Source organism: Micromonospora sp. NPDC048868, from assembly GCF_043198195.1.
GTDB lineage: Bacteria > Actinomycetota > Actinomycetes > Mycobacteriales > Micromonosporaceae > Micromonospora > Micromonospora reichwaldensis.
The window spans coordinates 40,942-62,524 of record NZ_JBICUN010000015.1; the positions used below are offsets into that span (position 1 = coordinate 40,942).

The following is a 21,583-nucleotide window of genomic DNA, read 5'->3' on the forward strand; positions in this document are numbered from 1 at the left end:
GGAGGTGGCCGGTGGTGAGCAGGGATCCCCTGGAGGAGGAGTTCCGCGACTTCGTCGCGGCCCGCTCCGGCGCCCTGCTGCGCACCGCCTACCTGCTCAGCGGGGACTGGGCCACCGCCGAGGACCTGTTGCAGACCGCGTTGACCAAGACGTACCTGGCCTGGAAGCGGCTCGGCGGGATCGAGGCGATCGAGCCGTACGCCCGCCGCGTCATGATCAATACTTCGACCAGTTGGTGGCGGCGGCGCTGGCACGGTGAACGCCCCACCGACGTGCTGCCGGAGCGGGCCGGGATCGACGAGATCGAGCAGCAGCTCGACCGGGACCTGCTCTGGCGCCATCTGAGCGCGCTGCCCAGCCGGCAGCGGGCGGTGCTCGTGCTGCGCTTCTACGAGGACATGTCCGAGGCGCAGACCGCCGCGCTGCTCGGCATCTCGCCGGGCACGGTCAAGAGCCAGACGTCGCGCGCCCTGGGCACCCTGCGCCGCCGGATGGGCGCCGAGGCCGTCCTCGACCTGCCGGCGGCCGGGGCCGACCCGACACCGGCCCTGCCCCGGGCCGACGCCACCGACCGCCCCACCCCCGCCCGCGACGGCGCCGACCGTCCCGCTCCCGCGCAGGGCGGCACCGACCGTCCCGCTCCGGTCCGCGGCGGCGCGCCGGTCCGCCCGTCGACGGCCTACGGGGCGCCGACGATGGTGGTGGGCGAGGACGCGGCGGCCGTGGTCGCGGCGACGAACGCCCCGTCGCCGCTCGTCGCGCCGGCCACGGCGGGCAGGCCGGACGGCACCACCACTGCCGCCGCCCCGGGCCGGTCGGGAGGCGTCACCGCCCCGGGCCGGCCGGGAGGCGTCATTGTCCCGGGCCGGCCGGGAGGCGTCACCGCCCCGGGCCGGCCGGTAGGCGTCATTGTCCCGGGCCGGTCGGGAGGCGTCACCGCCGTCCCGGGCGGCGCCGCGACCGGACTTCCGGCGCAGCCGGCCACCGTTGCTCCGGCGGCGGACGCCGGGCGTGCCACGTCGGCCGCCGAGCTGACCGAGGAGGCGGCGGGCGATCCGGTGCCGGTCGCCTCGGGGGCGCGGGCCGGGGCCGGGGCGGTGTCGCGTACCGCCCGTGACGAGCAGCGCGGCCGGCAGGCCACCCTCCCGGTCGTACCGGCCGGCTCCGGAGAGCACCGGTGAGCCGTCCCGTCGATCGTGGTGACAACCGGACCGAAGGCCCGACGCGTCCATTCGCCGTGACCGAGGACGAGCTGGCGCAGGCGCTACGGGAGACGTTCGCCCGCCGGGTGTCCGTCGCGCGTCCGCTCGTCGCCGATCCGGCGGGGCTGGCGATCCGGCGGGCCGACCGGTCCCGGCGCCGGCGGACGTTGACCGGGATCGCCCTCGCCGCGGTGGCCACCGTGACGGTCAGCGCCGGAATGGCCCAGCTCGGGCAGCAGCCCGGGCGACCCACCCATCCGACCGTGGTGCTCGGTGACCCGTACGCCTCGCCGTTGCCGGACCCGACCCCGCGGCTGTCGGCCGCCCCGCGGACCGACCTGGGGCGGGGCGAGGTGGACCTCATCCTCAACGACGTGCTGGTCACCGCCAGTGGGCAGCGGCTCGCCCTGCCCGACGTCGGCACGGCCGCCGAGCGTGCCCAGCGGCTCCCCGACCGGGCCGGCTGGGCGGTGGTGGGCGCGCCGACGGCGGCCGGCCGGTCGCTGTGGATCGTGCTGTCGGACGGCAAGGCACACCTGCTCCTGGCCGGGGCGCGGGACATCGTCCTCAGCCCCGACGGGCGGCAGGTCGCCTGGCGGGAGGGGACGGACCTGGTCGTCGCGGGGATCGTCGGCACCCAGGTCGTGGCCGCCGCCCGCACCCCGGCGTCGCCCGACGCGGTGCCGGTCGCCTTCGCCGGGGACACGGTCCTGGTCCGCCTCGCCCCCGACCGGCCCGGTCACGCCCTGTGGCGCCCGGCGGCGGGTCCGCCGCGTGGCGCAGGCGACGCCGCCCTGCAGGTCTACGACACCCGCCCCGACGGGCTGGCGGTCGCGCTGGTGTCCGCCGGCACCCCCCGCCGGCCCTGTGTCGCACTGCTCGACCCGGCCCGGGACCTCGCACCGGTACGGACCGGTTGCGGGCCGACGCTGACCGGCGACGCGGCCGGCGGGGTGTCCGCCGACGGGCGGTGGCTCCTGGTCAACGGGAAGGCGGGCCGGCAGGACCGCGCGCTGCTGGTCGACCTGGACCAGCTCGCCGTCGCACCGGCGACCCGCCCGGCCGGTCCGCCCGTGGCCGGGCCGGTGGCGTGGACGCCGCCGGGGACGGCCCACTATCCGGCCGCCGACGGCGCCCTGGTGCGCGTCGAGGTGAGCCGCGTGCTCGACGGCGAGATGGCCGTGTCCGTGCCCGTCACCGGCCTGGCCGCCGGAGAACGCGCGGTGCCGGTGGGCGCCGACCGCCGTCCCTGACCGCGCCCGCGCGCCCGGGGCGGGCCGCCGGCCGGTAGCGTCGGGCCGATGAGCGCGGCACCGCGGATCGACCTGCACACCCACTCCACCGCCAGCGACGGCACGCTCAGCCCGGCCGAGCTGGTGCGGGCGGCGGCGGAGTCGGGGCTGGACGTCGTGGCGATCACCGACCACGACACCACGGCCGGCTGGGCGCCGGCCCTGGCGGCGCTGCCGGCCGGGCTCAGCCTGGTCCGGGGCGCGGAGCTCTCCTGCCGGTGGTACGGCGAGGAGCCCGCGCTGCCGCTGCACCTGCTGGCGTACCTCTTCGATCCGGACGCCCCGGAACTCGTCGCGGAGCTGGCCCGGGTGCGGGCCGCCCGCGAGGAGCGGGGCGAGCGGATCGTGGCGCTGCTGCGGGCCGACGGGATCGACGTGAGCTGGCCGGAGATCCTGACCGGCGCGGGCGGCGGGACCGTGGGCCGGCCGCACATCGCGCAGGCGCTGATCCGGGCCGGCCTGGTGGCCACCACCACGGAGGCGTTCGGGCCGGACTGGCTGGGCGAGCGCTACCGGCTGCCCAAGGAGGACATCGACGTCTTCCGCGCGGTCCGGCTCGTGCGCGCGGCGGGCGGCGTGCCGGTCTTCGCCCACCCCCGGGCCACCCGGCGGGGGCGGATCGCGCCGGACGAGCTGATCGCCGACCTGGCCGCGATCGGGCTGGCGGGGCTGGAGGTCGACCACGAGGACCACTCCCCGGCCGAGCGGGCGCACGTGCGGGCCCTGGCCGGCGAGCTGGGCCTGCTGGTGACCGGCTCGTCGGACTTCCACGGCACCCACAAGACCGTCCGGCTCGGGGCGTTCACCACCGACCCCGGGGCGTACGAGCGGATCGTCGCCGAGGCGGGCGGAGTGACCGAGGTCGCTTCCGGCTGATCCGCGTTTCCGCCTCCGACGGCGCGGCTACGTTGATCACGTGGATGCCAAGCTGTTCGGCGAGGTCTTCGTGACCCTGCTGGTGATCGTCGACCCGCCGGGCATGATGCCCATCTTCCTGGCGCTGACCGGCCCCCTGACGGCGCGGGACCGTAACCGCGCCGCCTGGCAGGCCGTCGCCCTGGCGCTGGGCGTGATCGTGATCTTCGCGGTGGCGGGGCAGACGCTCCTCGACTACCTGCACGTGGACCTGCCGGCGTTGCAGGCCGCCGGTGGCCTGCTGCTCATCCTGGTGGCGCTGGAGCTGCTGACCGGCAAGGCCGACGACCCGAGCCAGCAGGTCACCTCGAACATCGCCCTGGTGCCGCTGGGTACGCCGCTGCTGGCCGGCCCCGGCGCCATCGTGGCCACCATGCTCTTCGTCCAGCAGGCCGACGGCGGGGCGGACGTCACGGCCATCGCCGCCGCGATCGTGGCCGTGATGGCCACCGTCTGGATCGTGCTGCGGTTCTCCGGCGGGATCGTCAAGATCCTGCGACCCGGCGGGATCGAGGTGCTGACCCGGATCGCCGGCCTGCTGCTGGCCGCGATCGCGGTGCAGCTCATCGCGGACGCGGTGGCCGCGTTCGTGACCCAGTACGCCAACATGACCTGACCGGCGGCCGGTTCTGTCGGGGGTGGATGGCAGGATCGCGGTGTGCGACGAGCCTCTTCAGCCGGACGGTCCTCCACCAGCGGCGGCCGGGCGCCCCGGCCGCGCGGCGAGCAGCCCGAGCAGCTCGGCTTCGAGGGCATGCCGGAGCGGCTCTTCGTCTGCACCCCGAGCAAGCTCGGCGCCTATGCCGACTGCCCCCGCCGCTACCGCTACTCCTACGTCGACCGTCCGGCCCCGCAGAAGGGCCCGCCGTGGGCGCACAACTCCCTCGGCGCGAGCGTGCACAACGCCCTCAAGAACTGGTATGCCCTGAGCCCCGAGCGGCGTCGGCCGGAGGCGCTCGCCGCGTTGCTCAAGGGCACCTGGGTGCGTGAGGGCTACCGTGACGACGAGCAGGAGCGCGCCGCCTACCGGCGGGCCCTGGGCTGGCTGGAGTCCTACGTCGAGACCCTGGAGCCCGGTGCCGACCCGCTCGGCGTGGAGCGGGTGGTGGCGGTCAAGACCGCGGTGCTCGCCTTCAACGGCCGGGCCGACCGGATCGACTCCCGCCCCGGGCCCGACGGTCCGGAGCTGGTGATCGTCGACTACAAGACGGGCCGCACCGGGCTGGACGCCGACGACGCGCGCGGCTCGCAGGCGCTGGCGCTCTACGCGTACGCCGCCGAGCGGGTGTTCCGCCGGCCGTGCCGCCGGGTGGAGCTGCACCACCTGCCGACCGGCACGGTGGCCGCGCACGAGCACACCGTGGAGTCGCTGGCCCGGCAGCTCACCCGGGCGGAGGAGACCGCCCGCGACATCATGGCCGCCGAGCGGGCGGTCGCCGACGGCGAGGACCCCGACGAGGCGTTCCCGACCACACCGGGCCCGCGCTGCGGCTGGTGCGACTACCGGCGCACCTGCCCGGTCGGGGCGCAGGCGCCGGGCAAGGAGCCGTGGGCGGCCGTCGAGCGCGCCGCCGACCCGGTGGTCGCGCCCGCGGCCGACCCCGCGCCCGGCAGGGACTGACCACCCCGCAGGCCCCGGGCCAGGACCGACCGCCCCGCAGGCCTTCGGGCCAGGACTGCCACCCCCGCAGGCACGGTCACCCTGCTGCCGGCGACACGGTGCCGGCCCGGGTCGCACAGGGCGCCCACCGGGCAGCCGGTCCGGCCGTGGGTCAGGCCGGCGTGCCGGCGAGCCGGGCGGCGCGTTCCTTGGCGGCCTGCTGCAACGGCCCCTCCCGCCACCGGCGGGGCAACGTGGCGAGGGTCAGCCGCAGCGCCCGGACGCTCAGGTCGGCGGAGAGCGCGGTCGTGGGCAGGCCCAGCCCGCCGTACATCCGCCGGGCCCAGGCCGGCAGCAGCGCGAGCGCCGTGCCGGCGATGCCGAAGTACGCCCAGCGGGGCGGCCCGAGGTTGAGCCCGATCCGGGCGGGCAGGCTGAGCTTCCACGGGATCGGCGGCGCGGTGAGGAAGAGCGCCGTCTCCGCCGCCTCGCGGGTCATCCGCAGCTCCGGGCGGATCCGCCGGTAGTAGTCGGCCACCTCGGCGGCGGTGCCCGGCACCGTTGCCGGGTCCAGGCCGACCAGGGCGGCGGAGCGCCGCTGCTCGGTGTAGTAGCCGTCGATCTCGTCGGCGGTCAGCGGCAGCCCGGCCCGGCGGGCCGTGTCGAGGAACGATTCGACCTCGGTGACGTGCACCCAGCGCAGCAGCTCGGGATCGTCGACCCGGAACTCCTCCCCGGTGAACAGGTCGGTGGCCCGCAGGCGGGCGTGCCGGCGGCGTACCCGGAGCCCGGCGGCCTCCGCCTCGGCGGTGGTGCCGTAGATAGTGGTGCCCACGTAGGTGGCGGTACGCACCAGGCGGCCCCAGGCGTCGGAGCGGTAGTTGCTGTTCTGGGCGACCCCGGCCATGGCCCGGGGATGCAACGACTGGAGGTAGAGCGAACGCAGGCCGGCGACGATCAGGATCGGCTCCTCGTGCACCTTCCACGTGACCGAACCCGGACCGAAGAGGCCGAGGTCATCGGAGTCCACCGACCAAGGGTGCCACGCGGTGCCGCCGCGCGCCGCGTGGAGAGCGGTCGGCCGTCAGTCGTCGGCGGAGCGGCGGGCCTGGCAGGTGGGGCAGAGGCCCCAGAACGTCACTTCCGCCTCGTCGACCTCGAACCCGTGGGCGATGTCCGGGTCGAGGCAGGGCGCGCTGCCGACCGCGCAGTCGATGTCGGCGATCTTGCCGCAGCCCCGGCAGACGACGTGGTGGTGGTTGTCGCCGGCACGGGCCTCGTAGCGGGCGGGGCTGCCGGCCGGCTCGATGCGGCGGGACAGCCCGGCGCGCGACAGTGCGCCCAGCACGTCGTAGACCGCCTGGGTGGAGACCGAGTCGATGCGCTGGCGCACCTGGCGGGTGATCTCGTCGACCTCGAGGTGGCCGCCGGCGGCCAGCACGTCGAGCACGGCGAGACGCGGCCGGGTGACCCGCAGGCCCCTCGACCGGAGCAGTTCCTCGCCACCGGGCATGTGCCAATGACAGCACGCGGGTCGGGGACCGACAACCGGCCTCCGGCGCAGGGTGGCGCCGGCCACAACCCGGGTCGCCCCGAGCCGGCCGCCACGTCGGCGGGCTCCTCGCCGGGAACGGTGAACCGGACCGGCTCCGGGCGCGTGTTCCCGGTCGAGATCGACTGGGCGGGTCGACCGGCGCACCGTACGCTGGCCCCGCGACCGCGTACCGCCGGAGGTGTGGATGTTCAAGGAGATCCTGGGTCTGCCGGCCCACGTGCTGGTGGTGCACGCGGTCGTCGTGCTCGTGCCGCTGCTGGCCCTGCTCTCCGCCGCGTACGTGGCGTTGCCCCGGTTCCGGGCGCGGCTGGACTGGGCGGTGGCGATCCTCGCCGTGGTGGCGCCCGTGTCGGCCTTCGTCGCGGTCGAGTCGGGGGAGGAGCTGACCGACGCGTTCCTCGCCCGGGGCATGCAGGGCCCGATCGTGGAGCAGATCTTCGCCCACTCCCGCTACGGCGACATCCTGTTCCGCTGGGTGCTGCCGCTGGCCGTGGCGTCGCTGCTGCTGCTGTTCGTGACGAGCGGGCACCGGCGGGTGCCGAAGCTGCCGTCCTGGGTGACCCCGGTGCTCTCGGTGGTGGTGGTGGCGCTCGGCGTCGTCAGCCTCGTCTACGTCTACCTGACCGGGCACTCCGGGGCCGAGACCGTCTGGGGCAACACCCTCTGACGTCCCGCCGGCCGCGTCGGGCCGACGGGCGGCGCGGGCCGCGACCGGGCCGAGGTCAGAACACGAGCCGGGTGCAGAGCACGCAGACGAGGACCACCAGCACCACGGCGGCCACCGTGCCCACGCCGTACGTGAGTCGTTGCGCCCGCTGCTCCGCCGCGTCGAGTTCCGCCATGTCCTGCGCCGGCAGTCGCCGGGGCGGTGGCGGTCGCAGGTGCACCGGTGGGCGCCACCCGGCCGGTGGCGGGGTGGTCGCGGGCGGCCCCGCGTAGCCGCTCCCACGCGCCGGGGGCGGCGTGGCCGGCCCCGGCGGCGTGCCCGTGGGCCGCTCGGGCGAGCCGTCGGGCCGTCGCCAGTAGTCGTCCGGGGTGCCGCCGGAGGTGGGGGTCGTCACGCCGTCCGACGCTACCAACGCCCCGGCCCGGTGGCCGGCCGGACGCGGCGGCCCGGCGGTTCGTCGGCGCTCCCGCCGGTGGTGGCTGCGCTAGTCTTGCCGCTCGTGAGCATCACCGACGATCCGGGCATGCCGGCGGTACGCGGCGACGACGACCGCGCCGTCGACCTCAGCGACGACTTCGTGGTGCTGCCCGAGCAGACCGCCGACGACACCGACCAGGGCTGGGGCGAGCGCTCGGGCGGCAACGACGACTGGCTGCTCGCGGAGCGCCCCCCGCACTGGGACTGAGCGGGTCACCGCCGCCGGGCGGACGACCGCGTCGGGCTGTGGACAACCCCCGTCGGGCTGTGGAAAACCTCCGCCGGGCTGTGGACGAGCGCAGCCGGCCCGGGACCGGGCCCCCGGTTCGAGGGCCGGCTCCCGGGCCGGTGCGGCGTGGGTCAGGAGGAGCTGGCGCTGCTGGCGGCCGGGGCCTTGCCTCCGCCGCCGGTGGAGCCGCCCGAGCCCGACGACGGGGACGAGCCCGACGACGAGGACGAGGAACCGGCGGACGAGCCCGACGACGAGGACCCGCCGGACGAGCCGGAGTCACCGCCGGAGGACGAGTCGGACTTCGCCGGCTTGGCGGCGCCGCTCTTCGCGCTGTCCGAGCCGGACGAGCGCGAGTCCGTGCGGTAGAAGCCCGATCCCTTGAACACGATGCCGACGGAGTTGAAGACCTTCCGCAGCCGCCCCTCACACGCCGGGCACTCGGTCAGCGGTGCGTCGGAGAAGGACTGCACCGCCTCGAGCTGGTGACCGCACGCGGTGCAGGCGTACTGGTACGTGGGCACGTTCTCCTCCGGATCTGGCCACGGCCGGTTGGCACTCGACGTATTCGAGTGCCAATGGTGCGTCATCGCCCCCGGATTCGTCCAGCGGAAGTGTGGGGCGCGACACCCGCCACGCCCCCCGGGGCGGCGTCCAGCGTACGCAGGCCGTCGGCGGGCGTGACGACCGCGCGTACCGGGCGGTCGTGCGGCTCGGCGGGAAGCGCCTCCACCAGCTCGCCGTCGTGCAGCGGGACCACGGTCAGGGCGGTCGCCGGCACCCGGGCCAGCGCCCGGTCGTACGAGCCGCCGCCCCGGCCCAGCCGCAGCCCCTGGCGGTCCACCGCCAGCGCGGGCAGCACCACCAGTTGCGCGTCGGCGACCGCCGCCCGGCCCAGCCGCGGCCCGGCCGGCTCGCGCATCCCCCGCCCGGCGGCCACCAGCCCGGCCGGCCCGCTCCAGGCCGCCCAGTCCAGGTCGAGGTCGTCGCGGAGCACCGGCAGCAGCAGCTCCCCGCCCGGCGGCAGCGCCGCGTGCAGCACCGCCGGCAGGTCGGGCCCGCCCGGCTCGGAGCCGACCGGCACGTACGCCGTCATCCGCAGCGGACGCAGCCGGCGTACGAGAGCCACCAGCTCGGCCTGCACGCGCCCGGCGGCGTCGGCCCGGTGCGGCGCGGTCAGCGCCCGGCGGCGGGCGAGCACGGCGGCGCGCACATCCCGCTTCGCCTCTTGCGCTCCATCAGAAAAATCGGGCACGCAACACTCCTGACGCAACGTTTGTCGCCTGGTGGCTCTGTGTCAGCATCGCAAGCAACGGCGGCGTAACTTCCGGGGGGACCGAGTGACGCTACGCGGGCGGTTGACCACAGCCTTCCTGGCGGTGGCGCTCGGCCCGGTGGTGCTCGGGGTGATGTTCGTCGGGGCGACCGTGGCGGCGGTCGACTCGAGCCGCTCCACCGAGCGGCTCGCGGTGGCCGCCGCGACCGTGCGCACCTCCGTCGACGCCCTCTGCCAGCAGTTGCGGGCCGCCGCCGACGCGGTCGCCCTGGCCGGCGACCGGCCGGCCGCCGCGAGCCAGGTGGTCCGCCGTGGCCTGGCCGCCGCCGTGCGGGTCGCCGACGTCACCGGCCGGATCACCTACGCCAGCCCCGGCGGCCCCGCGGGGCCCTGGCGGGACTGCGCCGACCCGCCGTCCGCCGGGCCGGTGCGGGCGCTCGCGGCCCGGGCCGACCTGCGCGACCGGGCCGGCGGGCCGCTCGGCACGGTCACCGCCGCGCAGCCGGTCGACCCGGCCTTCGTGGCGCGCCTCGCGGCCGTGACGGGGGTGGCGGTCACCCTGATCGACGACGGCGCGGCGCCCGTCCGGCTCGCCCACAGCACCGAGTCGACCGGCGTACGCGACGCCGTGCTCGCCGCCGCCGACACGCTGCACGGCGAGCGCGTCACCGAGACCCCCGACGGCCGGTACGTCCGCCTGGTCGGCCCGTCCTCCGGGCAGCCCCTGCCGCTGGTGCTCTCGGTCCCCAGCGAACGACCACGCGGCCTGTACGTCGCACTGGGCTCGGCGGTGCTGGTGGCGACCCTGCTGGCCGTGGTGGCCGCCTGGCGGCTGGCCCGGGTCACGACCCGCCCGCTGGTCGAGCTGGCGGGCGCGGTGGACCGGGTGGCGCGCGGCGACCTGACCGCCCGGGTGCCCGTGCGCAGCCGGGACGAGATCGGCCGGCTGGCCGGCGCGTTCAACCGGATGACCCGCGAGACGGGCACCTACGTGGCGGCGCTGACCAGCAGCCGCGACCAGCTGCGCGGGCACCTCGCGGTGCTGGGGGACACCCTGGCCAGCACCCACGACCTGCAACGCATCCTGCGGGTGATCCTGCACAGCGCGATCGCGGCGACCGGCGCCCGGGCCGGGGCGGTGCTGCTCGTCGACGACGGCGGGGTGCTCGTCGCGCAGTGCACCGAGGGGCTGGACGGGCCCGACCCGGCGGACGAACCCTCGGGGCCGTTGCGGGTGCCGCTGGGCAGCGGTGTGGTGGGCGCCGTCGCGGCGACCGGGGAGCCGCGCCGGGGGCGGGTGGAGCCCTCCGTCGCGCCGCCGGGGGAGCCGCACTGCCGGACGTACATCGCGGTGCCGTTCGCGGCCCCCGGCACGACGGGCCCGCCCGACGGCACCGCCCGCGACGGGCCCGCGCCGCGCCCCGGGGCGGAGCCGGCCGCCCCGGCCGGGGCGCGCGGTGTGCTGGCCCTCTACGACCGGCTCGGCGCGGACGAGTTCGACGACGACGACCTCGTCACCCTGCGCACCTTCGCCGGCCACGCCGCCGTGGCGGTCGACAACGTCCGGGTGCACGAGGAGGCGCAGCGGCTCTCGCTGACCGACCCGCTCACCGGGCTGTGGAACTACCGCTACCTGAAGGAGTCGATCCGCCGGGAGGTCGAGCGGGCGAGCCGGTTCGGCCGGATGCTCAGCGTCCTCGCCCTCGACCTGGACCGGTTCAAGGACGTCAACGACACGTACGGGCACGCGGCCGGGGACGCCGTGCTGGCCGAGTTCGCCCGCCGGGTGCGCGGCGAGATCCGCGAGGTCGACCTCGCCTTCCGGCAGGGCGGCGAGGAGTTCGTGCTGCTGCTGCCGGAGACCGACGCCCGGGGCGCGGCGATCGTCGCGGAGCGGCTCGGCGCGGCGGTCCGGGACGCCCCGATCACCGCCGACGGGCACGGCGGGGCGGCTGTGGCCATCGGCGTCACCGTCTCCGTCGGCATCGCCGTGCACCCCGACCACGGCAGCACCGGCCAGCAGGTGCTGGACGCCGCCGACGACGCCCTCTACGCCGCCAAGGCGGCCGGCCGGGACACCTGGCGCATCGCCGAGGAGCGGGCCGGACCGGCGGCGCGGGAGATCCCCGTACCGGCCACGGCGGCCACCCCCGAGGACGGCCTGCCGCGCGCCGGCGCTCCCCGCCAGCCGGTGCGGACCCACCCCGAACCGGCCGATCCGGCCGACGCCACCCCGGGGAGCGCGCCGGCCGCGCCCGACCCGGTGCGGCCGGGTCCCTGCGGCGGCGCGTCTTCCGGTCCTCACCCTCCACGACAGAGCCGTGGCCGATAGTCTCGCGACATGTCGGAGCACTCAGCGAACCCCTCATCGGCGACCGCCGCAACCGGTCGCTCCCGCGCGGTCAAGGCCGTCATCCCGGCCGCCGGTCTGGCCACCCGGTTCCTGCCGGCCACGAAGGCGGTGCCCAAGGAGCTGCTCCCGGTGGTCGACCGGCCGGTGCTGCAGTACATCGTCGAGGAGGCCACCCAGGCCGGCATCGGCGACGTCCTGCTGATCACCGGGCGGGGCAAGACGTCGATGGTGGACCACTTCGACCGCCGCCCCGACCTGGAGGCGCGGCTGGAGGCGAAGGGCGACGCCGAGCGGCTGGCCGCCGTGCGCGGCCCCAGCGAGCTGGCCGAGATCTACACCTGCCGGCAGCCCGAGCAGCTCGGCCTGGGCCACGCCGTCGGCTACGCCGAGTCGCACGTCGGCGACCAGCCCTTCGCGGTGCTGCTGGGCGACGAGTTCGTCAAGCCGGCCGAGCCGCTGCTGCCGGCCATGCTGGAGCTCCAGGCGCGCACCGGCGGCGTGGTGCTGGCCTTCTTCGAGGTCGACCCGGCCGAGACGAAGCGCTACGGCATCGCCTCGGTGGAGCCGGCCGAGGCGGAGCTGACCGACATCGGCGAGGTCGTCCGGGTCACCGGCATGGTGGAGAAGCCCAAGCCGGAGGACGCGCCCAGCAACCTCGCGGTGCTGGGCCGCTACGTGCTGCCGAGCAGCATCTTCGACGCCATCCGGCGGACGGAGCCGGGCAGCGGCGGGGAGATCCAGCTGACCGACGCCATGGAGCTGCTGCGCAGCGAGGGCACCCCGGTGCACGCGATCGTCTACCGGGGCACCCGCTACGACACCGGCATGCCGCTGGGCTACCTCCAGACCGTGGTGCAGATCGCCGCCGAGCGCGACGACCTCGGCGCCGAGTTCCGCAAGTGGCTGGCTGAGTTCGTCAACTCCGACGCGTCGGGCGTGACTGGTACATGACAGCGTCGGCCGACGCCGAGGCGGCCGCGAACGAGTTGACGCCGCTCGCCGACTACCTGGGCAGCGTGCTGCGCAGGTTACGCGCGCTGCCTCCGCTCGACCTCGACCTCACCCAGGCGCACGGCAACGTCCTCGCCGAGGACGTCGTCGCGCCGCACTCCTTCCCGGCCTTCGACCAGTCGGCCGTGGACGGGTACGCGGCCCGCTGGGAGGACATCTCCGGAGGCGGTCGGGGCGTGGGCTACGTCCCGACCCAGTCCGGCGGGCCGGGCGGGCGCAACGTCCGGCTCAACGTCGTCGGCGACCTCGGCGCGGCGAGCTGGCGGCCGGTCCGGCTCACCCCGGGCGCCTGCTTCTCCGTCGCCGCCGGGGCGCCGCTGCCGCTCGCCGCGGACGTGGTCGTCCCGGTCGAGTGGACCGACCAGGGCATGGCCGCCGTGGAGATCTTCCGCGTGCCCAAACGGGGGTACGGGGTGCGCCGGGCCGGCGAGGAACTGCCCGCCGGCACCCTGCTGGCCCGGGCCGGCACCTACGTGTCGCCGGCGCTGGTGGCGGTCTTCGCCGCCACCGGCATCGGGCACGTCGTGGTCCGGCCCAGCCCTCGCGTGGTGATCGTGGCCACCGGCGACGAGCTTGTCGACGTGGGCCGGGGCAGCCAGCCCGGCCAGACGGTCGACGCCAACTCGCACGCGCTGACCGCCGCCGCGGCCGAGGTGGGCGCCCTGGCGTACCGGGTGGGCATCTGCGACGACGATCCGGAGGGGCTGCGCGGGCTGCTGGAGGACCAGACGCTGCGCGCCGACCTGATCATCACCACGGGTGGGACCGGCACCGGGCCGGGCGACATGGTGCGGCGGATCCTCTCCCGGCGGGAGGGCAGCCGGGCCGGCCCGGTCACCTTCACCGAGGTCGCGCTCTACCCCGGCACCTCGCTCGGTTTCGGCACGGTCGGCGCCGAGGAGGTGCCGGTGGTCTGCCTGCCCGGCGACACGGGCTCCGCCCTGATCGGCTTCGAGGTGCTGGCCCGCCCGGCGATCAACCTGCTGGCCGGGGCGGAACCGGTGTTCCGGCCCAGCGTCCGCGCACACCTGCTGGAGACGATCTCGTCGCCGGTGGGGCTGCGCGAGTTCCGCCCCGCGCACGTCGCCGAGCGGCGCGGCGGCGGCTACACGGTGCAGCCGCTCAACGGTGGCCCGTACACCCTCTCGGGGCTGGCCGAGGCGAACGGGCTGATGGTGCTCGGCGAGCGGGTGACCACCGCGGCGGCCGGTTCCACGGTGGACGTCCTCCTGCTGGACCGGCGCCGGTGAGCGCGAGGAGTGAGCTTGCGAGCCCCGCAGTCGTGAACGGAAGGTCAGCTCGGTGAGCGCTCCGGTTTCGTCGGTCGTGAGCGGAAGGTCTGTTCCGTGAGTCTGTTCGGGGTCGGGCGGGCGCCGGGGTGGCCGGCGGTGCTGGCCGACGGGCCGGTGCTGCTGCGGCCCTACCGGCGTTCGGACGCCGCCGCCTGGTCCGAGGTGCGCCGCGCCAACCGGGAGTGGCTCGCGCCGTGGGAGTCGTCCGTGCCGGGGAGCTGGCACGAGCTGAACTCGCCGGCCGCGTTCCGCTGGGTCTACCGCGACCAGCGCCGGTCGGCGCGCACCGGCGAGGGGATGCCGTTCGCCGTCTGCCTGCGCGAGGGCGGCCGGGACCAGCTGGTCGGCCACCTCAACGTGGGCAGCATCGTGCGGCGGGCGTTCTGCTCGGCGTACGTGGGCTACTGGGTGGACTCCCGGGTGGCCGGTCGTGGCGTCATCCCCACCGCGCTGGCGCTCGCGGTCGACCACGCGTTCGGCGTGGGTGGGCTGCACCGGGTCGAGGTGAACATCCGCCCCGAGAACCGGCCGTCCCGGCGGGTGGTGGAGAAGCTGGGTTTCCGCGAGGAGTCGTACCACGTGCGCTACATGCACATCGACGGTGCGTGGCGGGACCATATCGGCTACGCGATGACCAGCGAGGAGGTCGCCGCCGAGGGTGGGCTGCTGGCCCGCTGGCACCGGCTCCGCGCCACCACGGGGTGAGCCGTCCCACGCACGGGATCGGCGCGGCGTGTCAGCATCCGCGTCCACGGCCCGTAACCTCAAGTAACTGCAAGCTGTGGCAAGCGCTGCTCCACCCGTACGATCCGCGCACCCGACCACCATCGGTGGAAGATCCTGCGGCCGGGCGGCGGTTGCTCCGAATTCGGTGACGGGAGGGGTGAGGGTGCCGACCTCGGTGCTCCTCGCCGTCCTCGCCGCCGCCGGTCTGCTCGCCCTCGCCCCGGCGCTGGTTCGCCGGTACGACGCCACCGAGCGGCTGGTGGCGGAGCGGGCGCAGTCGACGGCGCGGGTGCTCCAGCGCCGCCGGCGGCGCCGCACTGTGCCGGGGCACCGCCCGGTGCACCCGCCCCGAAGCCTCGTCATCACCCTCAGTGAGGACGCGAACACGGGCGGGCTCTCCGCGCCGGTCTCCGCGCCCCCCGCCACGCGCCGGTCGAAGCGGCTGCGCGCCGTGCCGCCGGCCCCCCGCAAGGGCCGCCGCCGGCCGCCGCCCCGCCGACAGCACACCCCCGCCGTCTACCGGCGCCGCCGGGTGCTCGCCGCGCTGCTGCTGCTGAACTTCGTCGAGCTCATCGGCGTGATCGTGGTCAGCCCCGGCTTCTGGATCAGTTTCGGGGTCACCGCCGCGCTGCTGGTCGCGTACGTCGTACACCTGCGGCGGCTGGCGCTGGCGGATCGCCGGCGGCGGCGGGCGCAGGCCCGCGAGGCGGCGTGGCTGGCCGCCCGGCAGGCCGAGGTGCGGCGGGAGCAGGCCCGCCGGGCGGCGGCCCGCCGCGAGGCGCAGCGTCGCCTGGCGGCCCAGCGCGAGGTGGTACGCCGTGCCGCGATGGGCCTGGACCGCCCGGCGGACCTGCCGGCGGCGGCCAACGGCGGCTCGGTCTCCTACCGTCGCTCGGGTGGCCTGCGCGGTCGCCCCTACCAGTCCGGCCGCGGCTCCCACTCGGCCTGACCGGCCACGTCTCTTTCTCGCCTGATGCGCCGGTCGTGGCCGGCGGTCGGTCCGGCCCGCCGCGCGTCAGCTCGTGGCCGGCAGGCGGTAGACGGACACGTGCGACCGCGAGTCTGCGGTGAACTCGGCGCCGGACCAGTCCGCGTGCCGGCTCTCCAGCTCGAACCCGGCCAGCTGACCCATGAGGTCCAGCTCCGCCGGCCAGATGTAGCGGTGCGGCGACCGGAACAGCCGGGCGTGCGTGCTCTCGTCGAACCGGAAGTGGTGCGACACGACCTGCTGGCGCAGCACGTCGTAGGTGTCCAGGCCGATGTACCCCGGCTCGGACGACCAGACCGTCGCCTCCTGGCCCGGTGGGAGCTTGCGCAGCTCCGGCACCCACAACTCGATCACGAACCGGCCGCCCGGGGCGAGGTGGCGGGCGGCGTTGCGGAAGCAGGCCACCTGCTCGGACTGGGCGAGCAGGTTCGAGATCGTGTTGTAGACGAGGTAGACCAGCGAGAACTCGCCCGGGGCGGTGGCGGTCGCCATGTCACCGATCACCACCGGAACGGTCGCCTCGTCCACCTTCGTCCGCAGCCGCTCCACCATCGGGCGGGACAGCTCGATGCCGCTGACCGGCACCCCGCGCGCGGCGAGCGGGACGGCCACCCGGCCGGTGCCGACAGCGAATTCGAGCGCCGCCCCGCCGCCGGCCAGCTCGGCCAGCCGGTCCACGGTCGGCCCCAGCACCTCGGGGGCGAACATGCCGGTGCCCGGGGTGTCGTAGCGGCGGGCGGTGTCGTCGTCCCAGACGTCTTCCTGTCGCATGCGCCCCACGCTTCCCACCACCGCCCGCGATGTCCACCGACTTTCGCGCCGAACGGCTCCCCCTCCGCCGCCTGCGTGGGGTCCTGCTCCGAGATCTTGGTGGCTGGCGGCCCCCGGAGGGGCCGTTTCGTGCCAAGATCTCGGCGCGCGGGGGGTGGATTCGCGGCGGGGGCGGTGAACCTGTTAGCCTTGGCGCCGGCCCGCCCGGTGAAAGCCGGGTGGGACCGATGCCGGTCCGCCGGCGGAGGGGTTGTGGCGCAGTCCGGTAGCGCACCTCGTTCGCATCGAGGGGGTCAGGGGTTCGAATCCCCTCAACTCCACCCATTTCGAAGGCCGTTTCCGTTCGTCGGAGACGGCTTTTTTCGATCTTGTACGGCAGCGGAGTGCAGCATCAGGGCGCGTAGCCGGGGTCGGCGACGGTCTCGGCGATGCGGGTGAGCCAGTGCAGGTCGTTGGCGCGAGATTCCGGGCTGGCCTCGGGGTTGAGGATGCCACCCAGGAATTCGGCGACGTCGTCGAGGTGCCGCTCGCTGCGGTAGTAGCTCAGCAGGGTCTGGTCCGGTTCCAGCGGCCCGTAGCCGCGGCGGAAGAGTTCGGCGCGGTGCGCGTCGATCGGGTGGTCGCCGAAGTCCTGGCTGTAGACGAACATCAGGTCCCGCTCGCGTGGCGCGAGGATCGGCGCGTCCCAGTCCACGACGTGCAGTGGACCGTCGTCGTCAGCGATCAGGTTGCCGGGGTGGATGTCGGCGTGGCAGATGACGTGTCGAGCGTGCGTCACGCGGGAAGCCAGCTCGTCGACCGTCTCCGCCAACCGGTGCAGCGCGGCGCCGTACCGGGCCCAGAACGCGCCGAGGGCCTCGCTCGTCGCAGCCTGCCCGCCGAGGGTTCGCAGCCGCTCGCCAGCGTCCGACCGGTAGGTCTCGACCGGCAGGACGGCGGCGAGGTCTGCGCTCGGCGTGACGGCGTGCAGGCGCCCCAGGAACTCGCCGTACTCGCTCCACTGGCGGTCGGTGAGGCCGCGCCGCCACCGGCTGCCGCCGTCGTGGAACGGGTAGAGCAGCAGCTGGTACTCCCCGAACCGGTGACAGGCTCCGCCGTCCGGCAGGTCGATGGGTGCCACGACCTGCCGGACGCCCTGCGTCCTGAGGAACCCGGGCAGCAGGACGGCCGCCCGGGTGAACGTGCCGCGGCGCAGCTTGAGGAAGTATCGCTCGCCGTCGGACGCGTCCACCCGGTACGCCCATGCGTGCCCGTCGAGCCCGACCGGCATGAACACGAGGTCGACGATGGTGACGGCCCAGGCGGCGGCCACCTCAGCCGCCAGGAGCCGTTCGTCGACGCCAGGCTTGTCGATCATCGCCGGAGCGTCGCAGTTGGCAGTCCGGCCGGCAAGTGACTTGCCACCTGCGGGCGCCCGGGCCCCTGGCTGCCCCGCGAGTCGGGGCAGCCATGCCACGGCGCCTGTCAGCCGCCCGCCGTCACGGCTTCACCGCCCGGGTGGCGAAGTAGCCGGGCAGCCATCCGGCGGTGGCGTCGGAGTGGTGCGGCGCCTCCTCGAAGCCGACGATGACGAAGCCGGCGGCGAGCTGACCGCCGATCTGCGCGGTCATCGTGTGGCTGTACTCCAGCGGTGCGTCCGCGCCCCACAGGCGTTCGCGTTCCGCCGCCGGGACGTGGGTCAGGTCGCTGTACGGCAGCCGGTGGCGCACCACCAGTTCGCCGCGCTGGTCCAGCGCCTCGTTGTCGAAGAGGAAGACGTCCGGGTTGAGGAAGCCGGACAGCAGCGTCCCGCCCGGTCGCAGCACCCGGAAGCACTCTCGCCACACCGGCGCGAGCTCGGGCACGAACAGGTTCGACACGGGGTGGAAGACCAGGTCGAACGAGGAGTCCGGGAACGCCGACAGGTCGCGCATGTCCCCGAGGACGGTACGCAGCTCCAGGCCGTCCCGCCGGGCGACCGACTCGTCCTGCTCGAGCTGACGGGGCGAGTTGTCGAAGACGGTGACCCGGGCCCCCGCAGCGGCCAGCGTCGGACCCTGCTGCCCGCCGCCCGAGGCCAGACACAGGATGTCCGTGCCCGCGAGGTCGGCGGGGAACCAGGAGCGGTCGACGGGCTGGTAGCCGATCAGGACGACCGACCAGTCGCCGGCACGCGCCCTGGCGGTCGTCTCGCTCGATACGGGGCGTGACCATTCGTTGCCCTGCTCGACCTGCCGATCCCAGGCGGTGCGGTTGTGTGCTACCGGGTCAGGAGGCATTGCCCCACGCTAGCGGCCGAGGGCCGCGGCGCAGCCGGCATTTTCGTCCGGGCGGCGGACGCCGGGTCGCCCGGCGGCACCACAGCGACGGCCGGCCGTGGCCCACCATGGAAATGATCATTGCCTCGTCGGTGCGGTCTCCCGCACCGACGAGGCAACGCCTTGACGCCGCTACCTACTTGACGATCGTGACCGTCGCCGAGCGGTAGTTCCTGCCGTTCTTCTCCGGGTCGTAGCCCTTCTCGACGTTGCCGGAGGCGTCGACCGAGAACCAGCGGAACGTGGTGGTCCCGGTGACGCGGAAGACCTGTCCCGGCTCACGGAACTCGGTGGCCTGGTAGCGCGGCGATTCGAGGGTGGGCCGGCTGCCGTCCGTCGTGTAGTAGATGGTGGCCGGCTCGCTCGTCTCGAAGCGCACGTCGACGGACCCGGTGTACCTGCCGCCGCCAGGGACGAGCTCGGACGTCGGCTTCTTCTTGTCCTTGCCCCACTCCGCCGCGATCCGGAACATCTCCATGATCCCGTTGGCGTACTCCATCGTCTCGGAGTGGCCGCTGACGAGCGCCGGATTGCCCTCCCACGCGGGCTGGAACGAGCCGCCCTGCCAGTTGCCGGTGGCCGGGTTGTAGATCGAGCCGCCGACCTCCCAGCCGAAGGAGTAGATCCCGTAGGTGTGGTACATGTCCTCACGGACGTTGCCGGCGGAGGAGTACAGGACGTCCGACGAGCCGCCGACGTTCTCCGGCGTGACGACGGTCTCCCGGTACGCCTTGACCTGCGACAGGATCCTGCCGGCCGACTGCCAGTAGAATGCCTCGTCGCCCAGCGGCGGACGCGGCGTGGTGACCCGGCCGTCCGCGATGTAGGCGCCGGGCTGCCAGAACAGCTGACCGCCGTTGGAGTGCACCGACATCATGAACTTGATGTTCGAGTACTTCTCGACCAGCCAGACGATGTTCTTCGACTCGGGCTCGGACAGCTTCTCCGGCCCCTGGTAGGTGCCGCTGGTGCAGACCGTCGACCCACCGGCGTAGCCGTCGTGGCCCGACCCGACCCGGTAGTTCCGGTTCAGGTCGACGCCCCACGAGTTGCGGCGGTCCGGGTCGGCGTTCGCGTCCTCGCAGTGGTTCGTCAGGTTCTTACGCTGAGAGGCGTAGTTGTAGAAGCTGTAGTTCGCGCCGTCGGGGTTGTTCGACAGGACGAGGAAGATGTCCGTCTCCTGGACGATCTTCTTCGTTTCCTGGTCGGTCCTGTAGTTGTGCACCAGACGCTCGGCCGTCTCCAGCGTCGTCGTCGCCGGCACCCACTCGCGGGCGTGGTCCTGGGCCTGGATCAGGACACCGGGGTTGCGGCCGTCGCGGTGCTTGCCGATCCGCAGGACCGGGATGGTGGCCTCGCCGCGGGGCACCTCGCCCTCCGGCGCGCCGACGCGCTTCTGGTCGAGGAAGTCGCTCAGCGCGACCGGGGCGGACGTCGGCACGACGAGCCCGGTGCCGGCGTTGCTGCGGTACGGGTGCGCCCGGTCGATCAGGCCCTGGGACTGGGTCTCCAGTGCCGCCGCCACCTGCGCGGCGGTGCTGGCGAGCGCGCCGTTGGCGTCCTTCGCGAGGAGGACGCGGACCGCCTTGCCCGACACGTCGACGCCGAGCGGGAGGCTCGCCCCCGGCCGCTCCACGAATTCGACGGTGACGTCGTTGCCGCCCTCGTGGCCCCACGCCGCCGAACTGACGACGACCGCCGCCTGCCCGGTACCGCCGATCGTGGCCTGCGCCTTGCGCTGGTAGCCGTTGGTCTTGTGCGGCAGGTAGACGATCTCGGCGATGTCCGGGTACTGCCGGGCGATCTCCTCGGCGCGGCTGAAGAGCTGCTGCGGATGCTTGTAGCCGTCGATGAAGTCCGACTTGTAGCCCGGGTTGTCCGTCAGCGGCGGCGGAGCGCCCTCGAGCCAGTTGGAGACCTTGCCGGTGGTGACGCCGCCGGTCGAGCTGGTGACCTTGATCTGGTCAGGACGCGCGTCGAGCTTGAACAGGTTCCGGTGGAACATGTACTGCCCGGAGTCGACGAAGCGGCTCATCGTCCGGGCGGAGCCGAACGGCGTACCGACGCCCGAGTCGTTCTCGAGCTGCATCAGGACGATCGGGTTGGTCTGTCCACCTTCGGTGGTCCGTGCCTCGACGTAGAGGAAGCCCTGGCCCTTCGTGGTGAACCAGTCGGCGCGGACGACCCGTACCGTCGCGTCGTTAGCCTCGGTCACCTGCGCCGGCTGGGCGGCCCGCGCCCCGGCGGCCCGGAAGCCGCCGTCGGCCACGTCGCTCCAGGTGAAGCGCTCGTTCTCGCCGAGGATCTTGACGCCCATCGCCTTGAGCTCGGCGACCTGCCCGGCGTCCACGTGCGCCTCGCCCTCGATGCCGTCCGGCACGCGCGTGAGGCCGTGATCGACGTCGTAGCCGGCGGCTACCACCTTGTCGAGCATGTCGGAGCCGGTCAGCTTGATGCGTACGTGGTTCGACGCGTGATCCGCGTGGTGGGCTCCTTCGGAGCCCGTGGCGGTGGGCTTCGTGGGGTCCGCGCCCGCAGGCGCGGTCGCCACGAAAGTGGTTGCCACCAGGGCGGACATCGCGAAGAACACGATGCGTGGCTGTCTACCTCGCATGCTCCCCTCCTTCTGTCTGTGGCCGTCAGTGATGTCGCGGCCGGCCCGAGCGCGGGTCGGACCGCATCGATCCATCCAAAAATGGTCATGCTGCGCCCGCCCACGGCGAGCCCGGCTTCGACGGATCGCGTCGGAGGATCGTGCCGGGTGCGAGCGGGCCGGGTGCGTCGGATGCAGTGCGTCGTGTGTCCGCCCACGGCGATCCAGGCCTCGACGGATCGCGTCGGGGACCGTGCGGAGCATGGGCGGAACTGAGGCGGCGGAGGCGTCTTTCACGTCGACGACGTGGCTTGACCTGGATCTTTGCATCGCCTGAGC

21 protein-coding genes, 1 tRNA gene and 1 pseudogene are annotated in these 21,583 nt (G+C 74.7%); 14 read left to right on the forward strand and 9 right to left on the reverse strand.

Features of this window, described 5'->3' with window-relative positions:
* Window positions 1-14 precede the first annotated feature (14 nt).
* From ACGFNF_RS21900 to ACGFNF_RS21920, 5 genes are all read left to right on the forward strand, one after another.
* Window positions 15-1,181, forward strand: coding sequence for a SigE family RNA polymerase sigma factor (locus tag ACGFNF_RS21900; RefSeq protein ID WP_393170252.1), 1,167 nt, complete (start codon window positions 15-17; stop codon window positions 1,179-1,181).
* 56 nt (window positions 1,182-1,237) lie between these two features.
* Entirely contained in the window at window positions 1,238-2,455 is a 1,218-nt protein-coding gene (locus tag ACGFNF_RS21905) for a hypothetical protein (RefSeq protein WP_393170254.1), read from the forward strand.
* A 48-nt stretch (window positions 2,456-2,503) separates the two neighbouring features.
* Window positions 2,504-3,370 carry a PHP domain-containing protein gene (locus tag ACGFNF_RS21910; protein WP_357576586.1) on the forward strand — a complete coding sequence of 289 codons (867 nt, stop codon included), beginning with the start codon at window positions 2,504-2,506 and terminating at the stop codon, window positions 3,368-3,370.
* Between the two features lie 40 nt (window positions 3,371-3,410).
* Window positions 3,411-4,025, forward strand: coding sequence for a MarC family protein (locus ACGFNF_RS21915; RefSeq protein WP_393170256.1), 615 nt, complete (start codon window positions 3,411-3,413; stop codon window positions 4,023-4,025).
* A gap of 138 nt (window positions 4,026-4,163) precedes the next feature.
* Entirely contained in the window at window positions 4,164-5,030 is an 867-nt protein-coding gene (locus tag ACGFNF_RS21920) for a RecB family exonuclease (protein WP_393170402.1), read from the forward strand.
* Window positions 5,031-5,181: 151 nt separating this feature from the next.
* Here the strand turns inward: ACGFNF_RS21920 and ACGFNF_RS21925 are convergent, their stop codons facing one another.
* Window positions 5,182-6,039, reverse strand: a complete 858-nt coding sequence (locus ACGFNF_RS21925) for an oxygenase MpaB family protein (protein WP_311410669.1) — start codon at window positions 6,037-6,039, stop codon at window positions 5,182-5,184.
* Between the two features lie 54 nt (window positions 6,040-6,093).
* Window positions 6,094-6,522: a Fur family transcriptional regulator gene (locus ACGFNF_RS21930; RefSeq protein WP_393170259.1), complete on the reverse strand. Its 429-nt coding sequence runs from the start codon at window positions 6,520-6,522 to the stop codon at window positions 6,094-6,096.
* 226 nt (window positions 6,523-6,748) lie between these two features.
* Here ACGFNF_RS21930 and ACGFNF_RS21935 point away from each other — a divergent pair, with 226 nt between their 5' ends.
* On the forward strand, window positions 6,749-7,231 hold the full coding sequence (locus ACGFNF_RS21935) for a DUF2231 domain-containing protein (protein ID WP_393170261.1): 483 nt from the start codon (window positions 6,749-6,751) through the stop codon (window positions 7,229-7,231).
* A 55-nt stretch (window positions 7,232-7,286) separates the two neighbouring features.
* Here ACGFNF_RS21935 and ACGFNF_RS21940 read toward each other — a convergent pair whose 3' ends face one another.
* Window positions 7,287-7,625, reverse strand: a complete 339-nt coding sequence (locus tag ACGFNF_RS21940; RefSeq protein ID WP_393170263.1) for a hypothetical protein — start codon at window positions 7,623-7,625, stop codon at window positions 7,287-7,289.
* 105 nt (window positions 7,626-7,730) lie between these two features.
* Here ACGFNF_RS21940 and ACGFNF_RS21945 point away from each other — a divergent pair, with 105 nt between their 5' ends.
* A complete protein-coding gene (locus ACGFNF_RS21945) occupies window positions 7,731-7,916 on the forward strand; it encodes a hypothetical protein (protein WP_393170413.1) in 186 nt (61 codons plus the stop codon).
* A 147-nt stretch (window positions 7,917-8,063) separates the two neighbouring features.
* Complete coding sequence (locus ACGFNF_RS21950; protein WP_393170415.1) at window positions 8,064-8,306, forward strand: hypothetical protein; 243 nt, start codon at window positions 8,064-8,066, stop codon at window positions 8,304-8,306.
* A 62-nt stretch (window positions 8,307-8,368) separates the two neighbouring features.
* On the opposite strand, the pseudogene ACGFNF_RS21955 reads toward ACGFNF_RS21950, so the two are convergent.
* Both ACGFNF_RS21955 and ACGFNF_RS21960 read right to left on the reverse strand, forming a co-directional pair.
* Window positions 8,369-8,527 (reverse strand): annotated as a pseudogene (locus ACGFNF_RS21955) (FmdB family zinc ribbon protein); the annotation flags it as partial.
* Window positions 8,524-9,192 carry a 5-formyltetrahydrofolate cyclo-ligase gene (locus ACGFNF_RS21960; protein ID WP_393170265.1) on the reverse strand — a complete coding sequence of 223 codons (669 nt, stop codon included), beginning with the start codon at window positions 9,190-9,192 and terminating at the stop codon, window positions 8,524-8,526. The gene ACGFNF_RS21960 and the pseudogene ACGFNF_RS21955, both read right to left, overlap by 4 nt.
* Window positions 9,193-9,277: 85 nt before the next feature.
* Here ACGFNF_RS21960 and ACGFNF_RS21965 point away from each other — a divergent pair, with 85 nt between their 5' ends.
* The 5 genes from ACGFNF_RS21965 (at window position 9,278) to ACGFNF_RS21985 (ending at window position 15,544) form a co-directional block, all read left to right on the forward strand.
* Entirely contained in the window at window positions 9,278-11,545 is a 2,268-nt protein-coding gene (locus ACGFNF_RS21965; RefSeq protein ID WP_393170267.1) for a diguanylate cyclase, read from the forward strand.
* A gap of 9 nt (window positions 11,546-11,554) precedes the next feature.
* Window positions 11,555-12,517, forward strand: a complete 963-nt coding sequence (locus ACGFNF_RS21970) for a UTP--glucose-1-phosphate uridylyltransferase (protein WP_327030423.1) — start codon at window positions 11,555-11,557, stop codon at window positions 12,515-12,517.
* Window positions 12,514-13,827: a gephyrin-like molybdotransferase Glp gene (gene glp / locus ACGFNF_RS21975; protein WP_121396714.1), complete on the forward strand. Its 1,314-nt coding sequence runs from the start codon at window positions 12,514-12,516 to the stop codon at window positions 13,825-13,827. The genes ACGFNF_RS21970 and glp overlap by 4 nt, the downstream gene beginning before the upstream one ends.
* A gap of 96 nt (window positions 13,828-13,923) precedes the next feature.
* Window positions 13,924-14,574, forward strand: coding sequence for a GNAT family N-acetyltransferase (locus ACGFNF_RS21980; protein ID WP_393170270.1), 651 nt, complete (start codon window positions 13,924-13,926; stop codon window positions 14,572-14,574).
* A 178-nt stretch (window positions 14,575-14,752) separates the two neighbouring features.
* Entirely contained in the window at window positions 14,753-15,544 is a 792-nt protein-coding gene (locus ACGFNF_RS21985; RefSeq protein ID WP_311410678.1) for a hypothetical protein, read from the forward strand.
* Window positions 15,545-15,610: 66 nt separating this feature from the next.
* Here ACGFNF_RS21985 and ACGFNF_RS21990 read toward each other — a convergent pair whose 3' ends face one another.
* On the reverse strand, window positions 15,611-16,354 hold the full coding sequence (locus ACGFNF_RS21990) for a class I SAM-dependent methyltransferase (RefSeq protein ID WP_393170272.1): 744 nt from the start codon (window positions 16,352-16,354) through the stop codon (window positions 15,611-15,613).
* A 246-nt stretch (window positions 16,355-16,600) separates the two neighbouring features.
* Between ACGFNF_RS21990 and ACGFNF_RS21995 the strand changes: the two genes are divergently transcribed.
* Window positions 16,601-16,674 (forward strand) — tRNA-Ala (locus tag ACGFNF_RS21995).
* 71 nt (window positions 16,675-16,745) lie between these two features.
* Here ACGFNF_RS21995 and ACGFNF_RS22000 read toward each other — a convergent pair.
* The 3 genes from ACGFNF_RS22000 to ACGFNF_RS22010 all read right to left on the reverse strand — a co-directional run bounded on the left by ACGFNF_RS22000 (window position 16,746) and on the right by ACGFNF_RS22010 (window position 21,265).
* Window positions 16,746-17,711, reverse strand: a complete 966-nt coding sequence (locus ACGFNF_RS22000) for a phosphotransferase enzyme family protein (RefSeq protein ID WP_393170274.1) — start codon at window positions 17,709-17,711, stop codon at window positions 16,746-16,748.
* 121 nt (window positions 17,712-17,832) lie between these two features.
* A complete protein-coding gene (locus tag ACGFNF_RS22005; RefSeq protein WP_393170276.1) occupies window positions 17,833-18,612 on the reverse strand; it encodes a class I SAM-dependent methyltransferase in 780 nt (259 codons plus the stop codon).
* A 175-nt stretch (window positions 18,613-18,787) separates the two neighbouring features.
* Window positions 18,788-21,265: a M14 family metallopeptidase gene (locus tag ACGFNF_RS22010; RefSeq protein ID WP_393170278.1), complete on the reverse strand. Its 2,478-nt coding sequence runs from the start codon at window positions 21,263-21,265 to the stop codon at window positions 18,788-18,790.
* Window positions 21,266-21,583 lie beyond the last annotated feature (318 nt).

What these genes read in the sequence shown, in the direction of transcription:
- ACGFNF_RS21970 (WP_327030423.1), top strand. Translation starts at nt 11,555, where the DNA reads ATGTCGGAGCACTCAGCGAACCCCTCATCGGCGACCGCCGCAACCGGT.
- ACGFNF_RS21990 (WP_393170272.1), bottom strand. Translation starts at nt 16,354, where the DNA reads ATGCGACAGGAAGACGTCTGGGACGACGACACCGCCCGCCGCTACGAC.
- ACGFNF_RS21930 (WP_393170259.1), bottom strand. Translation starts at nt 6,522, where the DNA reads ATGCCCGGTGGCGAGGAACTGCTCCGGTCGAGGGGCCTGCGGGTCACC.
- ACGFNF_RS21935 (WP_393170261.1), top strand. Translation starts at nt 6,749, where the DNA reads ATGTTCAAGGAGATCCTGGGTCTGCCGGCCCACGTGCTGGTGGTGCAC.
- ACGFNF_RS22000 (WP_393170274.1), bottom strand. Translation starts at nt 17,711, where the DNA reads ATGATCGACAAGCCTGGCGTCGACGAACGGCTCCTGGCGGCTGAGGTG.
- ACGFNF_RS21910 (WP_357576586.1), top strand. Translation starts at nt 2,504, where the DNA reads ATGAGCGCGGCACCGCGGATCGACCTGCACACCCACTCCACCGCCAGC.
- glp (WP_121396714.1), top strand. Translation starts at nt 12,514, where the DNA reads ATGACAGCGTCGGCCGACGCCGAGGCGGCCGCGAACGAGTTGACGCCG.
- ACGFNF_RS21920 (WP_393170402.1), top strand. Translation starts at nt 4,164, where the DNA reads ATGCCGGAGCGGCTCTTCGTCTGCACCCCGAGCAAGCTCGGCGCCTAT.
- ACGFNF_RS22005 (WP_393170276.1), bottom strand. Translation starts at nt 18,612, where the DNA reads ATGCCTCCTGACCCGGTAGCACACAACCGCACCGCCTGGGATCGGCAG.
- ACGFNF_RS22010 (WP_393170278.1), bottom strand. Translation starts at nt 21,265, where the DNA reads ATGCGAGGTAGACAGCCACGCATCGTGTTCTTCGCGATGTCCGCCCTG.